This is a genomic window from Pseudomonas fluorescens (genome assembly GCF_018614655.1).
Classification (GTDB): domain Bacteria; phylum Pseudomonadota; class Gammaproteobacteria; order Pseudomonadales; family Pseudomonadaceae; genus Aquipseudomonas; species Aquipseudomonas fluorescens_BX.
Genome location: NZ_JAGGOG010000013.1, coordinates 367,049 through 384,063, shown reverse-complemented (window position 1 = coordinate 384,063; position 17,015 = coordinate 367,049). Strand labels below are relative to the sequence as shown.

General features: G+C 60.6%; 14 protein-coding genes. 9 read left to right on the top strand and 5 right to left on the bottom strand.

Translation table 11 applies throughout. The annotated features are described in order from the left end of the window. Nucleotides 1–39: 39 nt before the first annotated feature. A complete protein-coding gene (locus tag J7E41_RS13795; RefSeq protein WP_214993646.1) occupies nucleotides 40–1,218 on the bottom strand; it encodes a hypothetical protein in 1,179 nt (392 codons plus the stop codon). 184 nt (nucleotides 1,219–1,402) lie between these two features. Between J7E41_RS13795 and J7E41_RS13790 the strand changes: the two genes are divergently transcribed. The 5 genes from J7E41_RS13790 (at nucleotide 1,403) to J7E41_RS13770 (ending at nucleotide 8,170) form a co-directional block, all read left to right on the top strand. Beyond that, a complete protein-coding gene (locus tag J7E41_RS13790) occupies nucleotides 1,403–2,335 on the top strand; it encodes a LysR substrate-binding domain-containing protein (protein WP_214993645.1) in 933 nt (310 codons plus the stop codon). Between the two features lie 113 nt (nucleotides 2,336–2,448). After that, nucleotides 2,449–3,873, top strand: a complete 1,425-nt coding sequence (aldA, locus tag J7E41_RS13785; RefSeq protein ID WP_214993644.1) for an aldehyde dehydrogenase — start codon at nucleotides 2,449–2,451, stop codon at nucleotides 3,871–3,873. Between the two features lie 87 nt (nucleotides 3,874–3,960). After that, nucleotides 3,961–5,271 carry an MFS transporter gene (locus J7E41_RS13780; protein ID WP_214993643.1) on the top strand — a complete coding sequence of 437 codons (1,311 nt, stop codon included), beginning with the start codon at nucleotides 3,961–3,963 and terminating at the stop codon, nucleotides 5,269–5,271. A 1-nt stretch (nucleotide 5,272) separates the two neighbouring features. Then, complete coding sequence (locus tag J7E41_RS13775) at nucleotides 5,273–6,490, top strand: mandelate racemase/muconate lactonizing enzyme family protein (protein WP_214993641.1); 1,218 nt, start codon at nucleotides 5,273–5,275, stop codon at nucleotides 6,488–6,490. Between the two features lie 60 nt (nucleotides 6,491–6,550). Next, complete coding sequence (locus J7E41_RS13770) at nucleotides 6,551–8,170, top strand: GMC family oxidoreductase (RefSeq protein WP_214993639.1); 1,620 nt, start codon at nucleotides 6,551–6,553, stop codon at nucleotides 8,168–8,170. A gap of 46 nt (nucleotides 8,171–8,216) precedes the next feature. On the opposite strand, the gene J7E41_RS13765 is transcribed toward J7E41_RS13770, so the two are convergent. Beyond that, entirely contained in the window at nucleotides 8,217–9,131 is a 915-nt protein-coding gene (locus J7E41_RS13765) for a pyridoxal-phosphate dependent enzyme (RefSeq protein ID WP_214993637.1), read from the bottom strand. A gap of 37 nt (nucleotides 9,132–9,168) precedes the next feature. Then, nucleotides 9,169–10,572 (bottom strand): sodium:solute symporter family protein, encoded by a 1,404-nt coding sequence (locus J7E41_RS13760; RefSeq protein ID WP_214993635.1) that lies wholly within the window; start codon nucleotides 10,570–10,572, stop codon nucleotides 9,169–9,171. 180 nt (nucleotides 10,573–10,752) lie between these two features. On the opposite strand from J7E41_RS13760, the gene J7E41_RS13755 reads away from it, so the two are divergent. From J7E41_RS13755 to J7E41_RS13740, 4 genes are all read left to right on the top strand, one after another. Beyond that, complete coding sequence (locus J7E41_RS13755; protein ID WP_214993633.1) at nucleotides 10,753–11,373, top strand: LpxA family transferase; 621 nt, start codon at nucleotides 10,753–10,755, stop codon at nucleotides 11,371–11,373. Between the two features lie 95 nt (nucleotides 11,374–11,468). After that, nucleotides 11,469–11,987: a sigma-70 family RNA polymerase sigma factor gene (locus J7E41_RS13750; RefSeq protein WP_214993632.1), complete on the top strand. Its 519-nt coding sequence runs from the start codon at nucleotides 11,469–11,471 to the stop codon at nucleotides 11,985–11,987. Between the two features lie 11 nt (nucleotides 11,988–11,998). Then, a complete protein-coding gene (locus J7E41_RS13745; protein WP_214993631.1) occupies nucleotides 11,999–12,928 on the top strand; it encodes a FecR domain-containing protein in 930 nt (309 codons plus the stop codon). 67 nt (nucleotides 12,929–12,995) lie between these two features. Further along, nucleotides 12,996–15,398, top strand: coding sequence for a TonB-dependent receptor (locus J7E41_RS13740; protein ID WP_214993630.1), 2,403 nt, complete (start codon nucleotides 12,996–12,998; stop codon nucleotides 15,396–15,398). Between the two features lie 60 nt (nucleotides 15,399–15,458). Here the strand turns inward: J7E41_RS13740 and J7E41_RS13735 are convergent, their stop codons facing one another. After that, nucleotides 15,459–16,172, bottom strand: coding sequence for an ABC transporter ATP-binding protein (locus J7E41_RS13735; protein ID WP_214993629.1), 714 nt, complete (start codon nucleotides 16,170–16,172; stop codon nucleotides 15,459–15,461). A gap of 2 nt (nucleotides 16,173–16,174) precedes the next feature. Next, complete coding sequence (locus J7E41_RS13730) at nucleotides 16,175–17,014, bottom strand: ABC transporter permease (protein WP_214993628.1); 840 nt, start codon at nucleotides 17,012–17,014, stop codon at nucleotides 16,175–16,177. Nucleotide 17,015 lies beyond the last annotated feature (1 nt).

Genomic DNA, 17,015 nt, shown 5'->3' with positions numbered 1-17,015 from the left:
GCGCTCGACAGCTGCTACGGGGGCATGTCGATGCTCAGGTCAGAAATAATACCCAACATTCATATACAACTGATTCTCCCACTGATTACTCCCCCCAGCCCCCAAACTCTGGGCGTAACTGCTGCCACCAATATACGGATCGTTCTTGCCAATCAGCCACTCCGTGGCGATCCACAGCTTGCTGAAGGAGAACGAGGTTCCGAGGATCAGCCGCTGCGATGTCTTGAAGTCATCGGCGGATTTGTCGAAGGCGCTGTAGTTGGCGTACAGCTTCACGCCACTGATCTGATCGAACAGGTACTTGCCGGCGACGTCGTAGCTCACGTCCGCCACGTACAGATTGCCGCGACTGGCCACGTTGTAGGTGCCGTCATAGCCGCCCAGGGTCACCACCTCGGAAGTGCCGGGATTGCGCGGTGACATTTGTTGGCGCGCCGCCTGCAATTGCACACCCCACGGACCGTTCTTGCCGGCGTAGTGCACGGCGATCGCGTTACGGCGACCATTTTCGTCAGTATCCTTGTTCTCCAGGGTAGACGTCAGACCCGAGAGGCCCACTTCGGACTTCCACGCTCCCAGCTCCAAGGCCTTGGCCACTCGCAGCACTACGGTGTTGCGCTCCTGGTTATGGCTGCCGTCAACCACGGAGCTGTCGGCCTCGGACACCACACTGGAATAGGTCACGCCATGGCTGGTGCCTTGGCCTTGCCACGCCGGGCGCAGGTAATAGCCGCCCTGGATATTCCACTCACCGATTTGCTGGATGTACTTGGCGCCGATTTGTTGCACGTCTTCAAGGCCGATGACGTTGCCCAGGGTTTCGTAGAAAGTGCTGCCGAAGAGCGGTTGCAAACCGAACGGTACCTGGTTCAGACCGACCTGGACTTGCTGGGCGGGGTTGAACTTGTAGCCGACCCAGGCTTGCTGTGCGAAGCGGATATCACCGTAGTTCCTGGTGTACTGATAGGGATAGGAGCGCCCATAAAAGCGGTACTGGGCGGCGCCGATCCAGGTGTCGGAGGTGTACTTGGCGTTGAGGAATACGGTGTCGAGGCCGAACTTCTGAATATCGCGGTCCGGGTCAACGTCCCAGCGGGCACGGATAGCACCGCCCAGATCGAGGTTGTCGGTCATCTGGATGGCCATGGCCGGTGCCGCCAAGGTGCACAGCAGAGCGGCGCAGGAAGTTTTCAGGCGCAGGAAAGCAGGGAAGGGCATGGGGCAACTCTCGTTTATTTTTATTAGAGATGCCGGCAGTCTTGTCATCTGGCACAGGATCGACAAACGATAAAAACTGCGCCTGAACCTTCATAAAGTGCATGTTACTGCGCAATGCTTGTAGGACAATCAGTGGCGTTCATGGGATGCTTGAAGCCTTGTCAGCCGCTTTCGAGTGCTTTTCATGAAACGCAAAATGCCCGGTCTCAACGCCCTCAAAGCTTTCGAAGTGGCGGGCAGCACCGGTAGCTTCACCCGCGCCGCCGAGTTGCTGAATGTGACCCAGAGTGCGGTCAGTCGCCAGGTGCGTCAGTTGGAAGAGCAACTGGGCGAGCACCTGTTGGAACGCCGCCATCATCACCTCGAGCTGACCAGCGCTGGCCGCGTGCTGTTGCGGGCATTGCACCAGTCGTTCGACAAGATCGAACTGACGGTGCGCAGTATCCAGCAGAAAACCCACTCCAACCGCCTGCACATCAACGCGCCGCCGACCTTCACCCACCGTTGGTTGATGCCGCGCCTGGGGCGTTTGCGCGAGCAACACCCGGAGCTGGAACTGAGCATCACTACGCGCTTGCAAGACAGCCTGGCGGAGACCAGCACCCTCGATTGCGCGATTCGTTTTGGCGATGGCGAATGGGATGGGCTGGACAGTTCGCTGCTGATCCAGGAGCGCCATATCGCCGTGTGTGCGCCCACCCTGTATGCCCGGGAGTGGGGCGACGAGCAGGGCATTGATCTGAATCGCATGACCCTGCTGCATGTATTGGCCAAGGAAGACCAGCGCTATTTGACCTGGAAGCATTGGCTGGATGCTGCCCGTATTACCGGCGTCGATACCCAGGGCGGTTACGAGTTCGACCTGCTGGACCTGGCCATCCGGGCGGCCATCGATGGGTTGGGCATCACCATTGCCGACTGGCACATGGTCGCCTCGGAACTGGCCAGCGGGCAATTGACCCAGGTGCTCAATGTGCATGTGGAAGGGCATCAGTCCTACTGGCTGGTGACGCGCCCGGAACAGACCGAGATGCCGCAGTTGCAGGTGTTCAGCCAGTGGCTGCAAGAAGAAATCTGGTTGGCGCAGCGGCAATTGGAGCCGTCTACCGCAGTGTGAAGGACTAACCTGCGTTTTTTGAATGTTTGCCTGCTCAATAAATCGTTTGTTCAACCGTGGCCCGATGACAAGACTGCTGGCCACTCGGATAAAAACAACGATGGGCGAAGCACATGCAAATCGAGCGCAATTTTTTCAACGGTCACTTTATCGAACCTGCCAGCAACGCGTTGATCGCGGTCTATAACCCGGCCACTGAAGCGCTGATCGGCCAGGTTTCGGCCGCCACTGCGCAGGAGGCAACCGCCGCCGTTGACGCTGCCGCCGTCGCTCAGAAAGTGTGGGGCAAACTCACCAGCATCCAGCGTGCCGAGCACCTGCGAGCCTTGGCCGTAGCCCTTGAAGCCGACGCCGAAACCATCGGTGCGGCCCTGGCCAGCGAGTCCGGAAAAAGCCTCGATGAGGCCAGCAACGAAGCCCGCTATGCGGCGCAGATCACCCGCTACCATGCCGAATGGGCGCGGCGCATCGAAGGCGAAATCATCCCCAGCGATACTCCGGACGAGAACCTGTTCCTGCAGCGCGAGCCGATTGGCGTGGTGGCCTGCCTGATCCCGTTCAACTACCCGGTCTACACCCTGCTGCGCAAGATCGCCCCGGCGCTGATTGCCGGCAACACAGTGGTGGTGCGCCCGAGCAACAACACGCCGCTGTCGGCCTTTGCCATCGCCCGGGCCGTGGTGAAAGCCGGGATCCCGGCTGGGGTGATCAATATCCTGACCATGGACCACGACACCGCCGCCAGCGTCTGCACCCACAAGGCAGTGGGCCTGATCACCCTGACCGGCAGCGTCAACGCCGGGCGTATCGTGCTTGATTACTGCAAGGCCAATATTGCCAAGCCGTCCCTGGAGTTGGGTGGCAAGACCCCGGCAATCATCGAGGCCGACGCCGATCTGGAAAAGGCCGCCAGCGATATCATCGCCTCCAAGACGACCCACTGTGGCCAGGTGTGCACGTCTGTGGAGCGGGTGTATGTGCAGGAAAGCGTGCATGACCGGTTCCTGGCCCTGCTCAAAGCCAAGATCAGCGCCGTGAGCATCGGCGACCGCACGACAGACGCCAACCTGATGGGCCCGCTGGTCAACGCCAGCTCTCGGCAGAACATCCACGCCATGGTCCAGCGCGCCATCGCTGACGGTGCCGTACTGGAAACCGGCGGCATACTGCCCGAGGGCAAAGGCCATTTCTATCCGCCAACCCTGCTCAGCGGTTGCCGCCAGGACATGGAAATCATCCAGGAAGAAATCTTCGGCCCGGTGCTGCCGGTGCTCAAGTATCGCGACATCGACGAAGCCCTGGCCCTGGCCAACGATCACCAGTTCGGCCTGTCGTCGGTGCTCTACACCGAGAACTACCGCACGGCGATGAAAGTGGCGAATGCCATCGAGGCCGGTGAGTTGTACGTCAACCGCACCCCGGCTGACCCGTACCAGGGTTATCACGCCGGCTGGAAGCGCTCGGGCCTGGGCGGTGACGACGGCAAGCACGGCATGCTCGAGTTCACCCAGACCCGACTGGTGGTCATGAAGTACTGATTCGCCGCCTGAAACAAAGCCTCACGCTGCACCCCATAAAAACAATTATCAGGGCACCCGTTCAGCGGGCTGCCCGAGGTCAACACTATGTCCAAGCCTGCGCCTGCTGTTCAGGGTTTCGACGCCGCGCCTGCGGCCAACAGCGACAAAGCCAGTCGCTACTTTCAGTTGATGTTGCTGGTGTTGGCCGCCGGGGCGATCTACCCGATCCTCTACCTGCGCCAGGTCTACCAGACCACCATGCTCGAAGTGTTCCAGATCAGCCACAGCGAATTGGGTTACCTGTACTCGATGCTGGGCACGATCTTTCTGTTGAGTTACTTGCCCAGCGGTTGGCTGGCGGACCGGTTGCCACCCCGTTTCCTGATCTTTTTCTCCCTGGTGGCTACCGGCGCGTTGGGCCTGTGGTATTCCACGGTGCCGTCGATGACCGGCCTGATGATTATCTTCGGATGTTGGGGCCTGAGCACCGGCCTGACCTTCTGGGCCTCGGTGCTCAAGCGGGTGAAGATGATTGCCCACCATAGTGAGCAAGGGCGTTTCTTCGGCATCCTCGACGGTGGTCGTGGTTTGGTGGAAGCCTTGCTGGCAACCGTCGCGCTGGGGTTGTTCGCTTACGCCACCGAAACTCGCAGCCAGACGGCAGCCGAAGGCTTCAAGCACGTGGTGTACCTGTACTCGTTCGTCTGTATCGCCATCGGTTGTGTGCTGGTGCTGCTCAAGGACCCCAAGTCCATGGCGCAAACCGCAGCGGTGGAGAAGGGCAAGTTCAACCTGCTGACTGACCTGGCCACCCTGGTAAAAATCCCCGAGCTGTGGCTGGTGACCGCCATTGTGTTCTGCGGTTATCACATGTTCTGGGCCACCTACAGCTTCTCCGATTACCTGCAAGGCAGCGGCATGACCGCCGTGATGGCCGGCACCATCACCACCATCAAGCTGTGGATGCGTCCCATCGGTGGGATTGGCGGCGGATGGCTGGGGGACAAGTTTTCCAATATCTCGGTGCTGATCGTCGCGCTGATTCTGGTGACCCTGGCGATGGTGGGGCTGATTGTGTTCCCGGCTGCGGGCAACCTGGGTCTGTTGATCGGTACGGTGATCTTTATCGGCCTCATGACTTACGCCATTCGCGGCCTGTACTGGGCGATCCTCGACAGCTGCAACATCCCGCTGCGCATCACCGGCCTGGCTATCGGCATCGTCTCGGTGGTGGGTTACCTGCCAGATACGTTTATCCCGCTGATCAACGGTTACCTCACAGACAAGTACCCAGGTCAGGTCGGCTACAACCTGTATTTCGGCTACATCGCCTTTGTCGGCGTGCTCGGGACCCTGGCAGCCCTGACATTGCGCGCCCGAATCAATCGTAAAAAATTCAACCAGACAGGTGCCTGAGATGAAAATCGTCGCCCTTGAAACCCATATTGTCGCCGTACCGCCACCGCACATCGGCGGCATGTACTGGCTGTTCGTCAAGCTCAAGACCGATTGCGGCATTGAAGGCGTCGGCGAGATCTACGCTGCCACCTTTGGCCCCAAGGCCATGTTGCCGATTATCGAGGACGTGTTTGAACGCTACCTGCTTAATCATGACCCGCACCATATTGAGCGTTTCTTCCGCCAGGCCTATTCCAGTGGCTTCACCCAACGTCCGGACCTGACGATGATGGGTGTGGTCAGCGGCCTGGAGATGGCCTGCTGGGACATCATCGGCAAGGCCGCCAACAAGCCGGTGTATGAGCTGCTCGGCGGCAAGGTCAACGAGCGCCTGCGTTCCTACACCTACCTGTACCCGGTCAACAGCAAGGGCGAGTACGACTACGACGACCCGGACCTGGCCGCCGAGTGCGCCATCGAAAATATGAACAAGGGCTTCACCGCCGTGAAGTTCGACCCGGCCGGCCCCTACACCGCGTACTCCGGCCACCAGATTTCCCTCGAAGTGCTGGAGCGTTGCGAAACCTTCTGCCGCAAGATCCGCGAAGCGGTAGGGGACAAGTGCGACCTGCTGTTCGGCACCCACGGGCAGATGGTGCCGTCGTCGGCGATTCGCCTGGCCAAGCGCCTGGAGAAATACGACCCGCTGTGGTTCGAAGAACCAGTGCCCCCGGGCCAGGAAGAGGCCATGGCCCAGGTTGCCGCCAAGACCAGTATTCCGATTGCCACGGGCGAACGCCTGACCACCAAGTACGAATTTTTCAAGCTGCTGCAAGCGGGTGGCGCATCGATCTTGCAGATGAACGTCGCCCGCTGCGGCGGCCTGCTGGAGGCGAAGAAGATTGCCAGCATGGCCGAGGCCTACTACGCGCAAATCGCGCCGCATCTGTACAACGGCCCGATTGGTGCTGCGGCGAGTTTCCAGTTGGCCACGTGCACGCCGAACTTCCTGATCCAGGAAAGCATCATGACCTGGGGCGGTTTCCACGCCGAAGTGCTGACCAAACCGTTGCAGTGGGAGGACGGCTACATCATCCCGTCCACCGAGCCGGGGCTGGGCGTCGAGTTGAACATGGACGTGGTGCGCCGACATTCCCCGTACACCGGCGAACGCCTGCACCTGCAAATGGCGCCGACTCCGGCAGATGTCAAAGACACTTCGCCCGCCAAGGGCTGATGAGCTGTCCCGCTCTTCACTGGGCGGGTTCTGTAAAAACGACTTACGCGGTAACTGTGCATGACATACGACTACATCATCGCGGGCGCTGGCGCCGCAGGTTGCATCCTCGCCAACCGGTTGTCCGCCAGCGGGCAATATTCGGTGTTGCTGCTGGAGGCCGGCGGCAAGGACAGCTCCTGGTGGTTCAAGATCCCGGTCGGCTTCGCCAAGATGTATTACAACCCGACCTTCAACTGGATGTATTACAGCCAGCCGCAAAAACAACTGGCCGACCGCGCCATCTATGCCCCGCGCGGCAAAGTGCAGGGTGGTTCCGGCTCGATCAACGCGATGATCTACGTGCGCGGTCAGGCCCATGACTTCAACGACTGGGCCGCCAATGGCAACGACGGCTGGGGCTTTGACGATGTGCTGCCGTACTTCCGCAAGCTGGAGAACCACCCGCTGGGTGACACTCCGTACCATGGCGGCAGCGGCCCCATCAGCATCACGCCCATGAAGGGCCAGACCCACGCCATTTGCGATGTGTTCCTCAAGGGCTGCGAGCAATTGGGTTATGCCCAGAGCGACGACTTCAATGGGCCGAACTTCGAAGGCGCAGGGCTCTATGACGTCAACACCCGTAACGGCGAGCGCTGCTCGAGCAGCTTTGCTCACCTGCATCCAGCCTTGAGTCGGCCGAACCTGACCCTGGAGCACTACGCACTGGTGGACCGGGTGCTGTTCGACGACCAGCAGCGTGCCACCGGTATTAGCGTCACCCAGCACGGCGTGGTGCGTACCTTCAGTGCGCGTAAGGAAGTAATCCTGTGTGCCGGTGCCGTGGATACGCCGAAAATCCTGCAGCTCTCGGGTGTTGCCGATCAGCAATTGCTGGCTGAACACGATATCCCGCTGGTCAAGCACCTGCCGGCGGTGGGGCAGAACCTGCAGGATCACCTGTGCGCCAGTTACTACTACAAGGCCAATATTCCGACCCTGAACGACGAACTCAGCTCGTTGTTCGGCCAGCTTAAACTGGGCCTCAAGTACCTGCTGACCCGCAAAGGTGCGTTGGCCATGAGTGTCAACCAGGCCGGCGGGTTCTTTCGCGGCAACGAAGCACAGGCGCATCCCAACCTGCAGTTGTACTTCAACCCGCTGTCGTACCAGATCCCGAAAAGCAACAAGGCCAGCCTCAAGCCCGAGCCGTATTCAGGCTTCCTGCTGTGCTTCAACCCATGTAGGCCTACCAGCCGCGGGACCATTCGCATCGCTTCGAAAAATCCACGGGATGCGGCGTTGATCGACCCCAATTACCTGAGCACTCAAAAGGACATCGATGAGGTGATCCAGGGCAGCCGGCTGATGCGCAAGATCATGCAGGCCCCGGCACTCAAGGGCATTACCGTGGATGAAGTCCTGCCGGGGGCGGCGGTGAAAAGCGACGAGCAGATGCTGCAGTACTTCCGTGAGAACAGTGGATCGATCTACCACCTGTGTGGGTCTTGCGCCATGGGCTCGGACCCCCAGGTGTCGGTGGTGGACAAGCGCTTGAAGGTGCATGGGATGCAGGGGCTGAGGATTGTCGACGCGTCGATTTTCCCGAATGTGACCTCAGGCAATACCCATGCGGCGGTGTTGATGGTGGCGGAGAAGGGCGCGGATCTTATTTTGCAGGATGCTGGCGAGCGCTAAACCTGTGGCGAGGGGACAAGCCCCCTCGCCACAGGGGCCAAGTGTGTCAGTCGTTTTGTTGCCACTGGGCGACCGTTTCAGCACTGATACTCACCCCACCACAAACAATCACCACCACATCCTCAATCCCGGCAATCGCCGGATGCTCCAGATACGCCACCGCCAACGACACCCCGCACGCCGGCTCCACCAATTGGCGCAAATCATCGGCGTAACGCGCAACGCCCATCATTGCCTCGGCATCACTGAGCACCACGCATTGATGGGCAAATTTGCCGATATGCTCTACCGGCCACGCCGCAACCTGGGTCGCCGCCAGGGACTTGGCGACCGTATCAATCTTCGCCAACCGCACCGGTTGTCCAGCCTCCACAGCGGCGGCAAACGACGCCGCGCCTGCCGTTTCACACGCGATCACCTTGCAGTCATAACGCGCATGACGCTCAAGCCCTGTCAGCACGCCCGCCAGCAGTCCACCGCCGCCCACGGAGGTGACGACGGCGCCGACTTGAGGGCAGTCCTCCAGAATCTCGTCGATCATACGGCTATGGCCTTCCCACAGCAGCGGATGATCGAAGGCCGGTACATACAGGGCATCCGGTGCTTCAGCCAATTTCAATGCAAGCTGATTGGACTCATCCCAAAGATCACCGTGCACGATCACTTCAGCCCCGGCCTGCTGGATACGGACCCGGGTCGCTTCAGGTGTGGTCGTCGGCACCACGATCCGCGCTTGCAAGCCCAGGCCCCGCGCCGCAAAGGCCGTCGCCAGGCCGGCATTACCACCGGAAGGGCAGACCACGGTGGTCTTGCCCTGGCTCGCCGCATAAGCACACAGGGTGTTCATCCCGCGCAATTTGAATGAACCACAGGGTTGCAGGTTTTCCAGTTTGAGCCAGATCCGCCGGCCTGGGGTAGAGAGGCCGGGGTGCAGAATCAATGGGGTGCGAATCGGCAGCATTGGGCAATTTCCTTATTGGTAGGCCGACCATCCTACATCAGCTCGTGGCGTGCACCAGTGGCTCGGCCGGCGTCTTGCGCCGCGTCACATGGCTGATGCCCATGATGATCAGCGGCGTGAACAGCGCGATGTAGGCGTTATCAATGCCCCACGGATTACCGGCGAGGAACCAGCCCACCGTCGCCACCAGGGAGGCGACGATACTGAGGAACGCACCCGTTGCTGTGCCGAATTTCGGCGCATAAAACACCATCAATACCAATACGGCGAGGGAGGCGCGCAGGGCTTTGCCGAGGAAGGCGATCATCAGCACCTTGTCCGAGGTCAGCGCCAAGGCAATCGGCAACAGGCCGACGGCGATGGTCGCCAGGCGCACGAAGCGCAGGGATTTGGCATCGCTTTTTTCCGGGTTGAACCAGGGCTCGTAGAAGTCCCGCAACAGCAACGTGGCCGAGCCCATGCTCACCGCCGAGATGGTACCGAACAGCGAGCCGGCCAGCCCTGCGACCACCAGCCCAGCGGTCAGTTGGTCCATGCTGGCGATCAGCGTAGGGAAGGCTTGCAGTGAGTCGACGTTGGGAAACAGCACGGCGCTGCACATGCCGATCAACGCGGCACCGATGCCGAACGGCACCATCAGGATCGCCACATAAAAGCAGGCGCGCTGAGCCTTGCCCGCATGACTGACGGTGTTCACCGCCTGAATCACATACTGGGTGGAGAAGATCGAGCCGATGCCGGCAATCATCCAGGCGATGATCTGACCCCAACCGATGGCGGTCCAGTCGAACATTCTGGCAGGCAGTTGCGCCTGCAACTGGCCGATGCCGCCCACTTGTTTGAGGCCGAACCACAGGGCCAGCCCCACACCCAGGTACTTCAGGGCGGCATGGACGAAGTTGGTGTAGATCACCGAACGCATGCCGCCAATGCTCACGTACAGCACCGAGACCACACCGACTATGACAATCGCCAGGGTCCGGTCCACTTGCATCACGCTGGCCAATACCGCGCCACCGCTGGCATAGATCGATACCGCGACGATCTCCAGGGCAAAGATGGTGATGATCGAGGTCGCGAAGCGGGTGCGCTGGCCGTAGTTACGCGCGAGCACGCCAGAGATGGTGTTGTCGCCCAACTCCTTGTACTTGCGCGCCAGCAACCAGGCGAAGAGCACAAAACCGAGGGCCAGGGCGAACAGGTTCCAGGCGGCCGAGATACCTACCTTGAAACCGGTCTGGGCGGTGCCGATGCTCACGGCGGTACCGATGAATTCGGAGAGCATCAGAAAGCCAATCAGAAACGCCGGGAAATGTCCGCCGCCGGTGGTGTAGTTGGTGGCGCTGCGCGAATGGCGGCGTACGCCATAACTGATCAACGCCAGGCTGAGCATGTACAGGCCGGTGATCGACAGGACTATCCAGGAGGAGTGGGTGGGCATCTTGATACTCTTTAAGTATTTTTATAGTTGGCGCTAGTTTCCTCCCTAGGTTTTGCTCTCGTCTAATATCGAACGAGTATGGTTTGATGCTTATTAGGTATTGATCAAGAACGCCAGATACCCTTTCGGTAATCCACATGCTAGCGTTTCGGGCTTCTCTGATCCGTAGAGGGCTCGATCTTGATTCGACTCACCGATTATCTCCCGCACATTTCCCATTCGGCGCTGGCGCCCTGGGCCGATCTGGCTCCCTGGGACCTGGTAACCCAGGCACCCGCCATTGTCGGGCAACTGTTGACCGGGCTGCCCGCTGCCGACTACGACATCCAGGACGATATCGCCGTCCATCGCTCGGCCACCGTGGAACCCGGCGCAGTACTCAAGGGCCCGCTGATCATCGGTGCTCACTGTTTTATTGCCGCCGGTGCTTATCTGCGGGGTGGTTGCTGGGTGGATGAAAATTGCATATTCGGGCCGGGTGCCGAGTTGAAAACCTCGTTTGTGTTCAAGGGCAGCAAACTCGCGCATTTCAACTTTGTCGGGGATTCGGTGCTGGGTGTCGGGGTCAACCTGGAGGCCGGCAGTATCGTCGCCAACTACCGCAACGAACGGGCGGACAAGGAAGTGCTGGTGCGCATCGATGGCCGGTTGCAGCGCACCGGGTGCGACAAGTTTGGCGCGTTGCTGGGGGATCAGTGTCGAGTCGGTGCCAATGGAGTGTTGGCCCCCGGTGCAGTGCTCAAACCGGGCACTGTGATTGGGCGTGGGCAAGTGTTTGATGGCGAAGCGCAGGGCGACTGACAGGCAGGTATTGAAAAGAACATGGTGTGCCGGCGGGATATTAAATAGAATGAATCTCATTTGAGACTAACTCGCGCCGCGCAGGTCTGTTTGCCATGAATGATGCTGTAATGCCGACGCACTTCCCTGAGCCCAGTCTCCACACCTTGTACCGTGATCATCGCAGCTGGCTCGAAAGCTGGCTGCGGCGGCGGTTAGGTAATGCCTGGGATGCGGCCGATCTGAGTCAGGATACCTTTCTGCGAGTCCTCGCCAGTGCTCAGCCGATCACACAATTGCAGGAGCCACGGGCCTACCTGGTGACGGTTGGCAAGCGTCTGCTGGTCAATTTTCATCAACGGCGCAGCTTGGAGCAGGCCTATCTGAATGCCTTGGCACGCTTGCCTGAGGACTGCGTACCGTCCCCCGAGCAGCGTTGGTTGCTGCTGGAAACCCTGCAAGCCCTGGATGAATTGCTCGATGGCCTGGCGCCGCCGGTCAGGCGGGCGTTTCTCTGGAGCCAGTTGGAAGGCCTGGGTTATCGGGAGATTGCCGAGCGGCTCAAGGTGTCCGAACGCACCGTAAAACGCTACATGGCCCACGCGTATGAGCATTGCTTGCTGGTGGAGATGTGACGGAGCCTTCCATGCAAGCACGTGAGGTCGCTCGGGCAGCCGCGCAGTGGTTGGCGTTGCTCGAGTCGGGCAGTGCTACCGAACGCGATCATGTCGGTTTGCAGCGCTGGCGAGACAGTCATTGCAGTCACGAACAGGCGTGGCAGAAGGCGCAAATGCTGCGCCAACGGTTTGCCGAATTGCCCCAGGCGTTGGCCATGGCCAGCCTGGACCGTGCACAACCGGGCCGGCGTGCCGTACTCAAGCGGGCCTTGGGTGTGGCGGCCGTGGTGCCGGCGGTGTGGTTGCTCAGTCGGCAATTGCCGATCGATGCCTGGCGTGCAGACTTGCACACCGCCACGGGGGAACGTAAACGCATGCAGTTGGCAGAGGGCGCTCTCCTGCAGCTCAATACGGCCAGTGCGGTGGATGTGGATTGGGCGCAACGGCGGCTGACGCTGGTGGAGGGTGAGCTGGCGTTGAAGGTGCCGGGTGACACCGCGTTGAGCGTGCAGACGCGTTATGGGCAAGTCAGTGCTCGTGAAGCGGACGTTTGTGTGCGTCAACTGTCTTCCGGTTGTCGGGTGTCGGTGTACAAAGGCGCGGTGCGGGTGCGCGATATGCTTGGACAAGAATCGACCGTGCAAGCCGGGCAACAAACGCTCCTGCAGACCCGCGGCCTGGGTGCCATAACTTTGTTTGATGCGCAGCAACTGGGTTGGCAGGATGGTGTCCTGACCTCGCAGAACCAACCACTGGGGGACTTTCTGCGTGAGCTTGAGCGTTATCGCCCGGGTGTATTGCGCTGGGATCCGGCCCTTGAGCCGTTGCGGGTGACGGGCAGTTTTCGCCTGGAAGATACAGATCGCATTCTTGCCTTGCTGGCTTCGACCTTGGCGCTGCAAGTGCATTCGCGTACGCGCTATTGGGTGACGTTGCTGCCGAGTAAAAAACTTGCCTGAGGGCTGTCCCTTTTTTTCGTCTCGCTTGTCATCCAAGGCAAGTGAACGAAAACAGAGAGCCTCTTCAATGCCCGTCGTCCCGCCATCGCCGTTGCGCCCGTTGTGGCGCTTGAGTCTGCTGCTGAGCCTGAGTGCCAGCCCGTTATTTGTTGCTGTGAGCTGGGCCGAGGACGCGGCCCGACGCAGTTATGAGGTGCCGGCCGGTAACCTGGGCGCTGCTCTGACCCGGTTTGCCGGGTTGGCCGGGGTCAACCTGTCGGTGGAGCCGGCCCTGGTCAGCGGCCATAACAGCGCCGGGATCTCCGGCGAGTTTGCAGTGGAGGAGGGTTTTGCCCGGTTGCTCCAGGGTTCCGGCCTGCAATTGCAGGTGGTGGGGGATCGTGCCTACACCTTGGTCCCGGCTCCGGAAAGCGGCACCTACCAACTGCCCGCCACGTCGATTCTCGGTGTTGGCAACACACCGGTGGCTGAAACCTACGCCGGCGATCAAGTCACCCGCAAAGGCGCCCAGGGCATGTTGGGCGAGGCCGATTTCCTGGACACCCCCTTCAACCAGACGTCCTATACCGCCAAGGCCGTGAAAAACCTGCAGGCGCGCACCCTCGGCGAGATGGTCGCCAGCGATCCTTCGGTGCGTATCACCAACCCGGCAGGCGGGCGTTTCGAGCAGTTTTCCGTGCGTGGTTTCAGTCTGTTCAACAGTGATGTGTCCTACGGCGGCCTGTACGGCGTGCTGCCGACCTATGCCATCGACATGGAAATGGTTGAGCGCGTCGACATCCTCAAAGGCCCGGGTGCCTTGCTCGGCGGCATTGCGCCACGGGGCAGCGTCGGCGGCACTATCAATATCGAACCCAAGCGCGCCACCGACGTGCCGATCACCGAATTTACCGGCAGCTATGCCTCGGCCGGGCAGTTTGGCGGCGCAGTCGACATTGGCCGGCGCTTTGGTGACGAGCAGGAATTCGGCGTGCGTTTCAACGGCGTGAAACAGTCCGGTGATACCGAGTGGGACCACCAGAGCGTCGATCGGGAAATGGCCGTGATCGGTCTGGATTTTCGCAAGGAGCGGGTGCGCCTGTCCCTTGACCTGGGTCGCCAGGAACGCACTGGCGATGCACCGCAAGAGCGGGTCGAGATCGCCAAGGGTAGCGTGATGCCCAAGGCTGAGGATATTCGCCGCAACTTCGCCCAGTCCTGGACCTACGCCCATACCAAGGACACCTTTGGCGCGGTGCGCGGTGAGTTTGATATCAACGACTCGTTGATGGTCTATGCCTCGGCGGGGGCGCGCAAAGGCAACTATGACTTCCTGCGCCATGGGGTGCAGAGCACCCAGAGCAACGGTGATTTTACCGTGGTACCACGCAGTTTTCGCCGTGATGAAGAGGTGAAAACCGTCACCGTCGGCGCTCGCAGCTGGTTCAACACCGGGCCGGTGGGGCATACGATCAACGTCAGCCTGAACCGCTTCAATATGGATTTCGACAACGCTGGCGAGCGCTACACCCCGGGTAAAAGCAACCTCTACAACCCGGTTGTATTGCCCAAGCCCGGCAAAGCGGTGCGCTTCGATACCAGCACCCACACCGAAGACCGCTTCACCAGCCTGGCGCTGGCGGACACCCTGAGTTTTCTCGATGAGCGGGTGCTGCTGACCCTGGGCGCGCGTTTGCAAAAGGTCGAGGTGACGTCGTGGAGCAATGGGGTGAAAGACCAACCGGAATACGATGAGCAAGCACTGTCGCCTGCGTTGGGACTGGTGGTGAAGATCACCGATCAGTTCTCGCTCTACAGCAACTACATGGAAGGTTTGAGCCAGGGCGAGACGGCACCCTCAAGCGGGGTCAATAATGAAAACGCGATCTTCCCACCGACCAAAAGCAAGCAGGTGGAAGTCGGTGCCAAGTACGACATGGGCAGCTTCGGCATGACCGCCAGTGTGTTCCGCATCAAGCAGCCGGCGTATGGCATCGATGAACAGAACAACTTCAAGCCCAACGGTGAATTGCGTAATCAGGGTGTGGAGTTGAGCGTATTCGGCGAGCCGGTTGAGCACGTGCGTTTGCTCGGTGGCGTGATGTTGCTGGACAGCGAGCAAACCAAGACGGCTCAAGGTTTGACCGACGGCAAGCGCGGCACCGGGTCGCCTATCTCCAACATCAACCTTGGTGCCGAGTGGGACATCGAACGCCTGCACGGCCTGACACTTACCGCGCGCGCCATTCACACAGGCTCACAGTACCTGGACCCGGCCAATGAACAGAAGATCGATAGCTGGAACCGCTACGACCTCGGTGCCCGCTACGCCTTCAAGCTGGACGACAAGCAGATCACCCTGCGCGCCACCGTGGAGAACGTGTTGAACACGACCTACTGGGCCTCGGCGGCCACTTCATCCGACAGCGCCCCGGGCTTGACCTTGTCGACGCCGCGCACATGGTTGGTGTCGGCGACGGTAGGGTTCTGACCGTTTAGGCTTGTTGTGGCGAGGGGGCAAGCCCTTCGCCACAGGTTTTTTGTCAGCCCACTAAATCACATGCGCTCGCTGCAATTCGGTCAAGCTCTGCACCTTGAGCCGGGCCAGCAGCGGGTCGCGTCTATCCCGTGGATGCGCCAGTTCCACCGCCAGTTCCTGACGAATGCTGCTGGGCCGGTTATCCATCACCAGCACCCGATCACTCAGGTACAACGCTTCATCCACATCGTGTGTCACCAGCAACAGGGCGATGGCGTGGTGTTTGGCCAGTTGCAGCAACAGGTCCTGCAGTTTCATCCGGGTGAAGGCATCCACCGCGCTGAACGGTTCGTCCAGCAGCAGGACTTGCGGGCGCGAGTACAGGCCGCGAGCGATGGCGACGCGCTGGGCCATGCCGCCGGACAGGGCCTTGGGCAAGGCTTGGGCAAAACCGCTGAGGCCGACTTCGTCGATCAGTTGCGTAACCCAGGCTTTGTCATAGTGCTGATCGTCACTGAAGCCGATGTTCTGTTCGACGGTCAGCCATGGCATCAAGCGCGGTTCTTGAAAGACGAACGCCACCTCACCGTCGCCGCGAAGCAGTTCACCCTGGAAGTCCTTCTCCAGACCGGCGACGATCCGCAGCAAGGTGCTTTTGCCACAGCCACTGGGACCCAGCAGGCTCACGGTTTCCCGCGGTTGTAAGGTCAGGTGGATGTTGGTCAGTACGGTGGTGCTGGCGAAGGTTTTACGCGCCACGCGAATATCCAATAGCGGTTCGCTCATGATCAGTCTCCTGTGCCCTGGCCGTTGAAGGTGTCACGCCAGGCCAGGCAGTGTTTTTCCAGGGCGGCCAGTAGGCCGTCACTGATCTTGCCCAGCAGGGCGAGGACGATAATCGCGGCCAGCACGATGTCTGGCCGCGAGGTCTCCCGGCCATCGCTGAGCAGATAGCCCAAGCCTTTGGTGGCGGCGATCAGTTCGGCCGCCACCAGGAACATCCAGGCCAGGCTCAGGCCGCTACGCAACCCGGTAAACAGGCCGGGCAGGGCGGCGGGCAAGAGAATCCGTCGCACCAGGCGCCGGCGGTTGAATCCGTACATCTGCCCGACCTCCACCAGCTTGCGGTCGATGTCGCGAATCGCCGCCACGCCATTGAGGTACACCGGAAAGAACGCGCCGATGGCAATCAGCACGATTTTCGAGGTTTCGTCGATCCCCAGCCACAGCAACAACAAGGGCACCCAGGCCAGGCTCGGGATAGAGCGCAGGCCCGCAAAGGTGGGTTCCAGGTAAGCCTCGGCTTCGCGGCTCAAGCCGACCCAGGCCGCAAACACCAGGGCCAGGCTGGCGCCGATGGCAAACCCGAGCCCAACCCGCAACACGCTGGCGCTGATGTGCTTCCACAAGGCACCTTCGGCGAGGTCTGCGAGGGTGACGGCGATCTCGCTGGGCGCAGGCATCTGGTAGGACGGCAGCCAGCCGATGCGCACGATCACCTCCAGTAGCACGATGATCAGCACCGGCAATGCCAGGCCCTTGAGTCGACGCGGCCAGGCACTGCGATTAGCCGTCGGCGGTGTGGCCCGGGTCAAGTCGACGGGCAAGGATTTGATTTTGCTGGTCATG

What these genes read in the sequence shown, in the direction of transcription:
- J7E41_RS13745 (WP_214993631.1), top strand. Translation starts at nt 11,999, where the DNA reads ATGCAAGCACGTGAGGTCGCTCGGGCAGCCGCGCAGTGGTTGGCGTTG.
- J7E41_RS13790 (WP_214993645.1), top strand. Translation starts at nt 1,403, where the DNA reads ATGAAACGCAAAATGCCCGGTCTCAACGCCCTCAAAGCTTTCGAAGTG.
- J7E41_RS13750 (WP_214993632.1), top strand. Translation starts at nt 11,469, where the DNA reads ATGAATGATGCTGTAATGCCGACGCACTTCCCTGAGCCCAGTCTCCAC.
- aldA (WP_214993644.1), top strand. Translation starts at nt 2,449, where the DNA reads ATGCAAATCGAGCGCAATTTTTTCAACGGTCACTTTATCGAACCTGCC.
- J7E41_RS13740 (WP_214993630.1), top strand. Translation starts at nt 12,996, where the DNA reads ATGCCCGTCGTCCCGCCATCGCCGTTGCGCCCGTTGTGGCGCTTGAGT.
- J7E41_RS13735 (WP_214993629.1), bottom strand. Translation starts at nt 16,172, where the DNA reads ATGAGCGAACCGCTATTGGATATTCGCGTGGCGCGTAAAACCTTCGCC.
- J7E41_RS13765 (WP_214993637.1), bottom strand. Translation starts at nt 9,131, where the DNA reads ATGCTGCCGATTCGCACCCCATTGATTCTGCACCCCGGCCTCTCTACC.
- J7E41_RS13760 (WP_214993635.1), bottom strand. Translation starts at nt 10,572, where the DNA reads ATGCCCACCCACTCCTCCTGGATAGTCCTGTCGATCACCGGCCTGTAC.
- J7E41_RS13795 (WP_214993646.1), bottom strand. Translation starts at nt 1,218, where the DNA reads ATGCCCTTCCCTGCTTTCCTGCGCCTGAAAACTTCCTGCGCCGCTCTG.
- J7E41_RS13780 (WP_214993643.1), top strand. Translation starts at nt 3,961, where the DNA reads ATGTCCAAGCCTGCGCCTGCTGTTCAGGGTTTCGACGCCGCGCCTGCG.
- J7E41_RS13770 (WP_214993639.1), top strand. Translation starts at nt 6,551, where the DNA reads ATGACATACGACTACATCATCGCGGGCGCTGGCGCCGCAGGTTGCATC.
- J7E41_RS13775 (WP_214993641.1), top strand. Translation starts at nt 5,273, where the DNA reads ATGAAAATCGTCGCCCTTGAAACCCATATTGTCGCCGTACCGCCACCG.
- J7E41_RS13730 (WP_214993628.1), bottom strand. Translation starts at nt 17,014, where the DNA reads ATGACCAGCAAAATCAAATCCTTGCCCGTCGACTTGACCCGGGCCACA.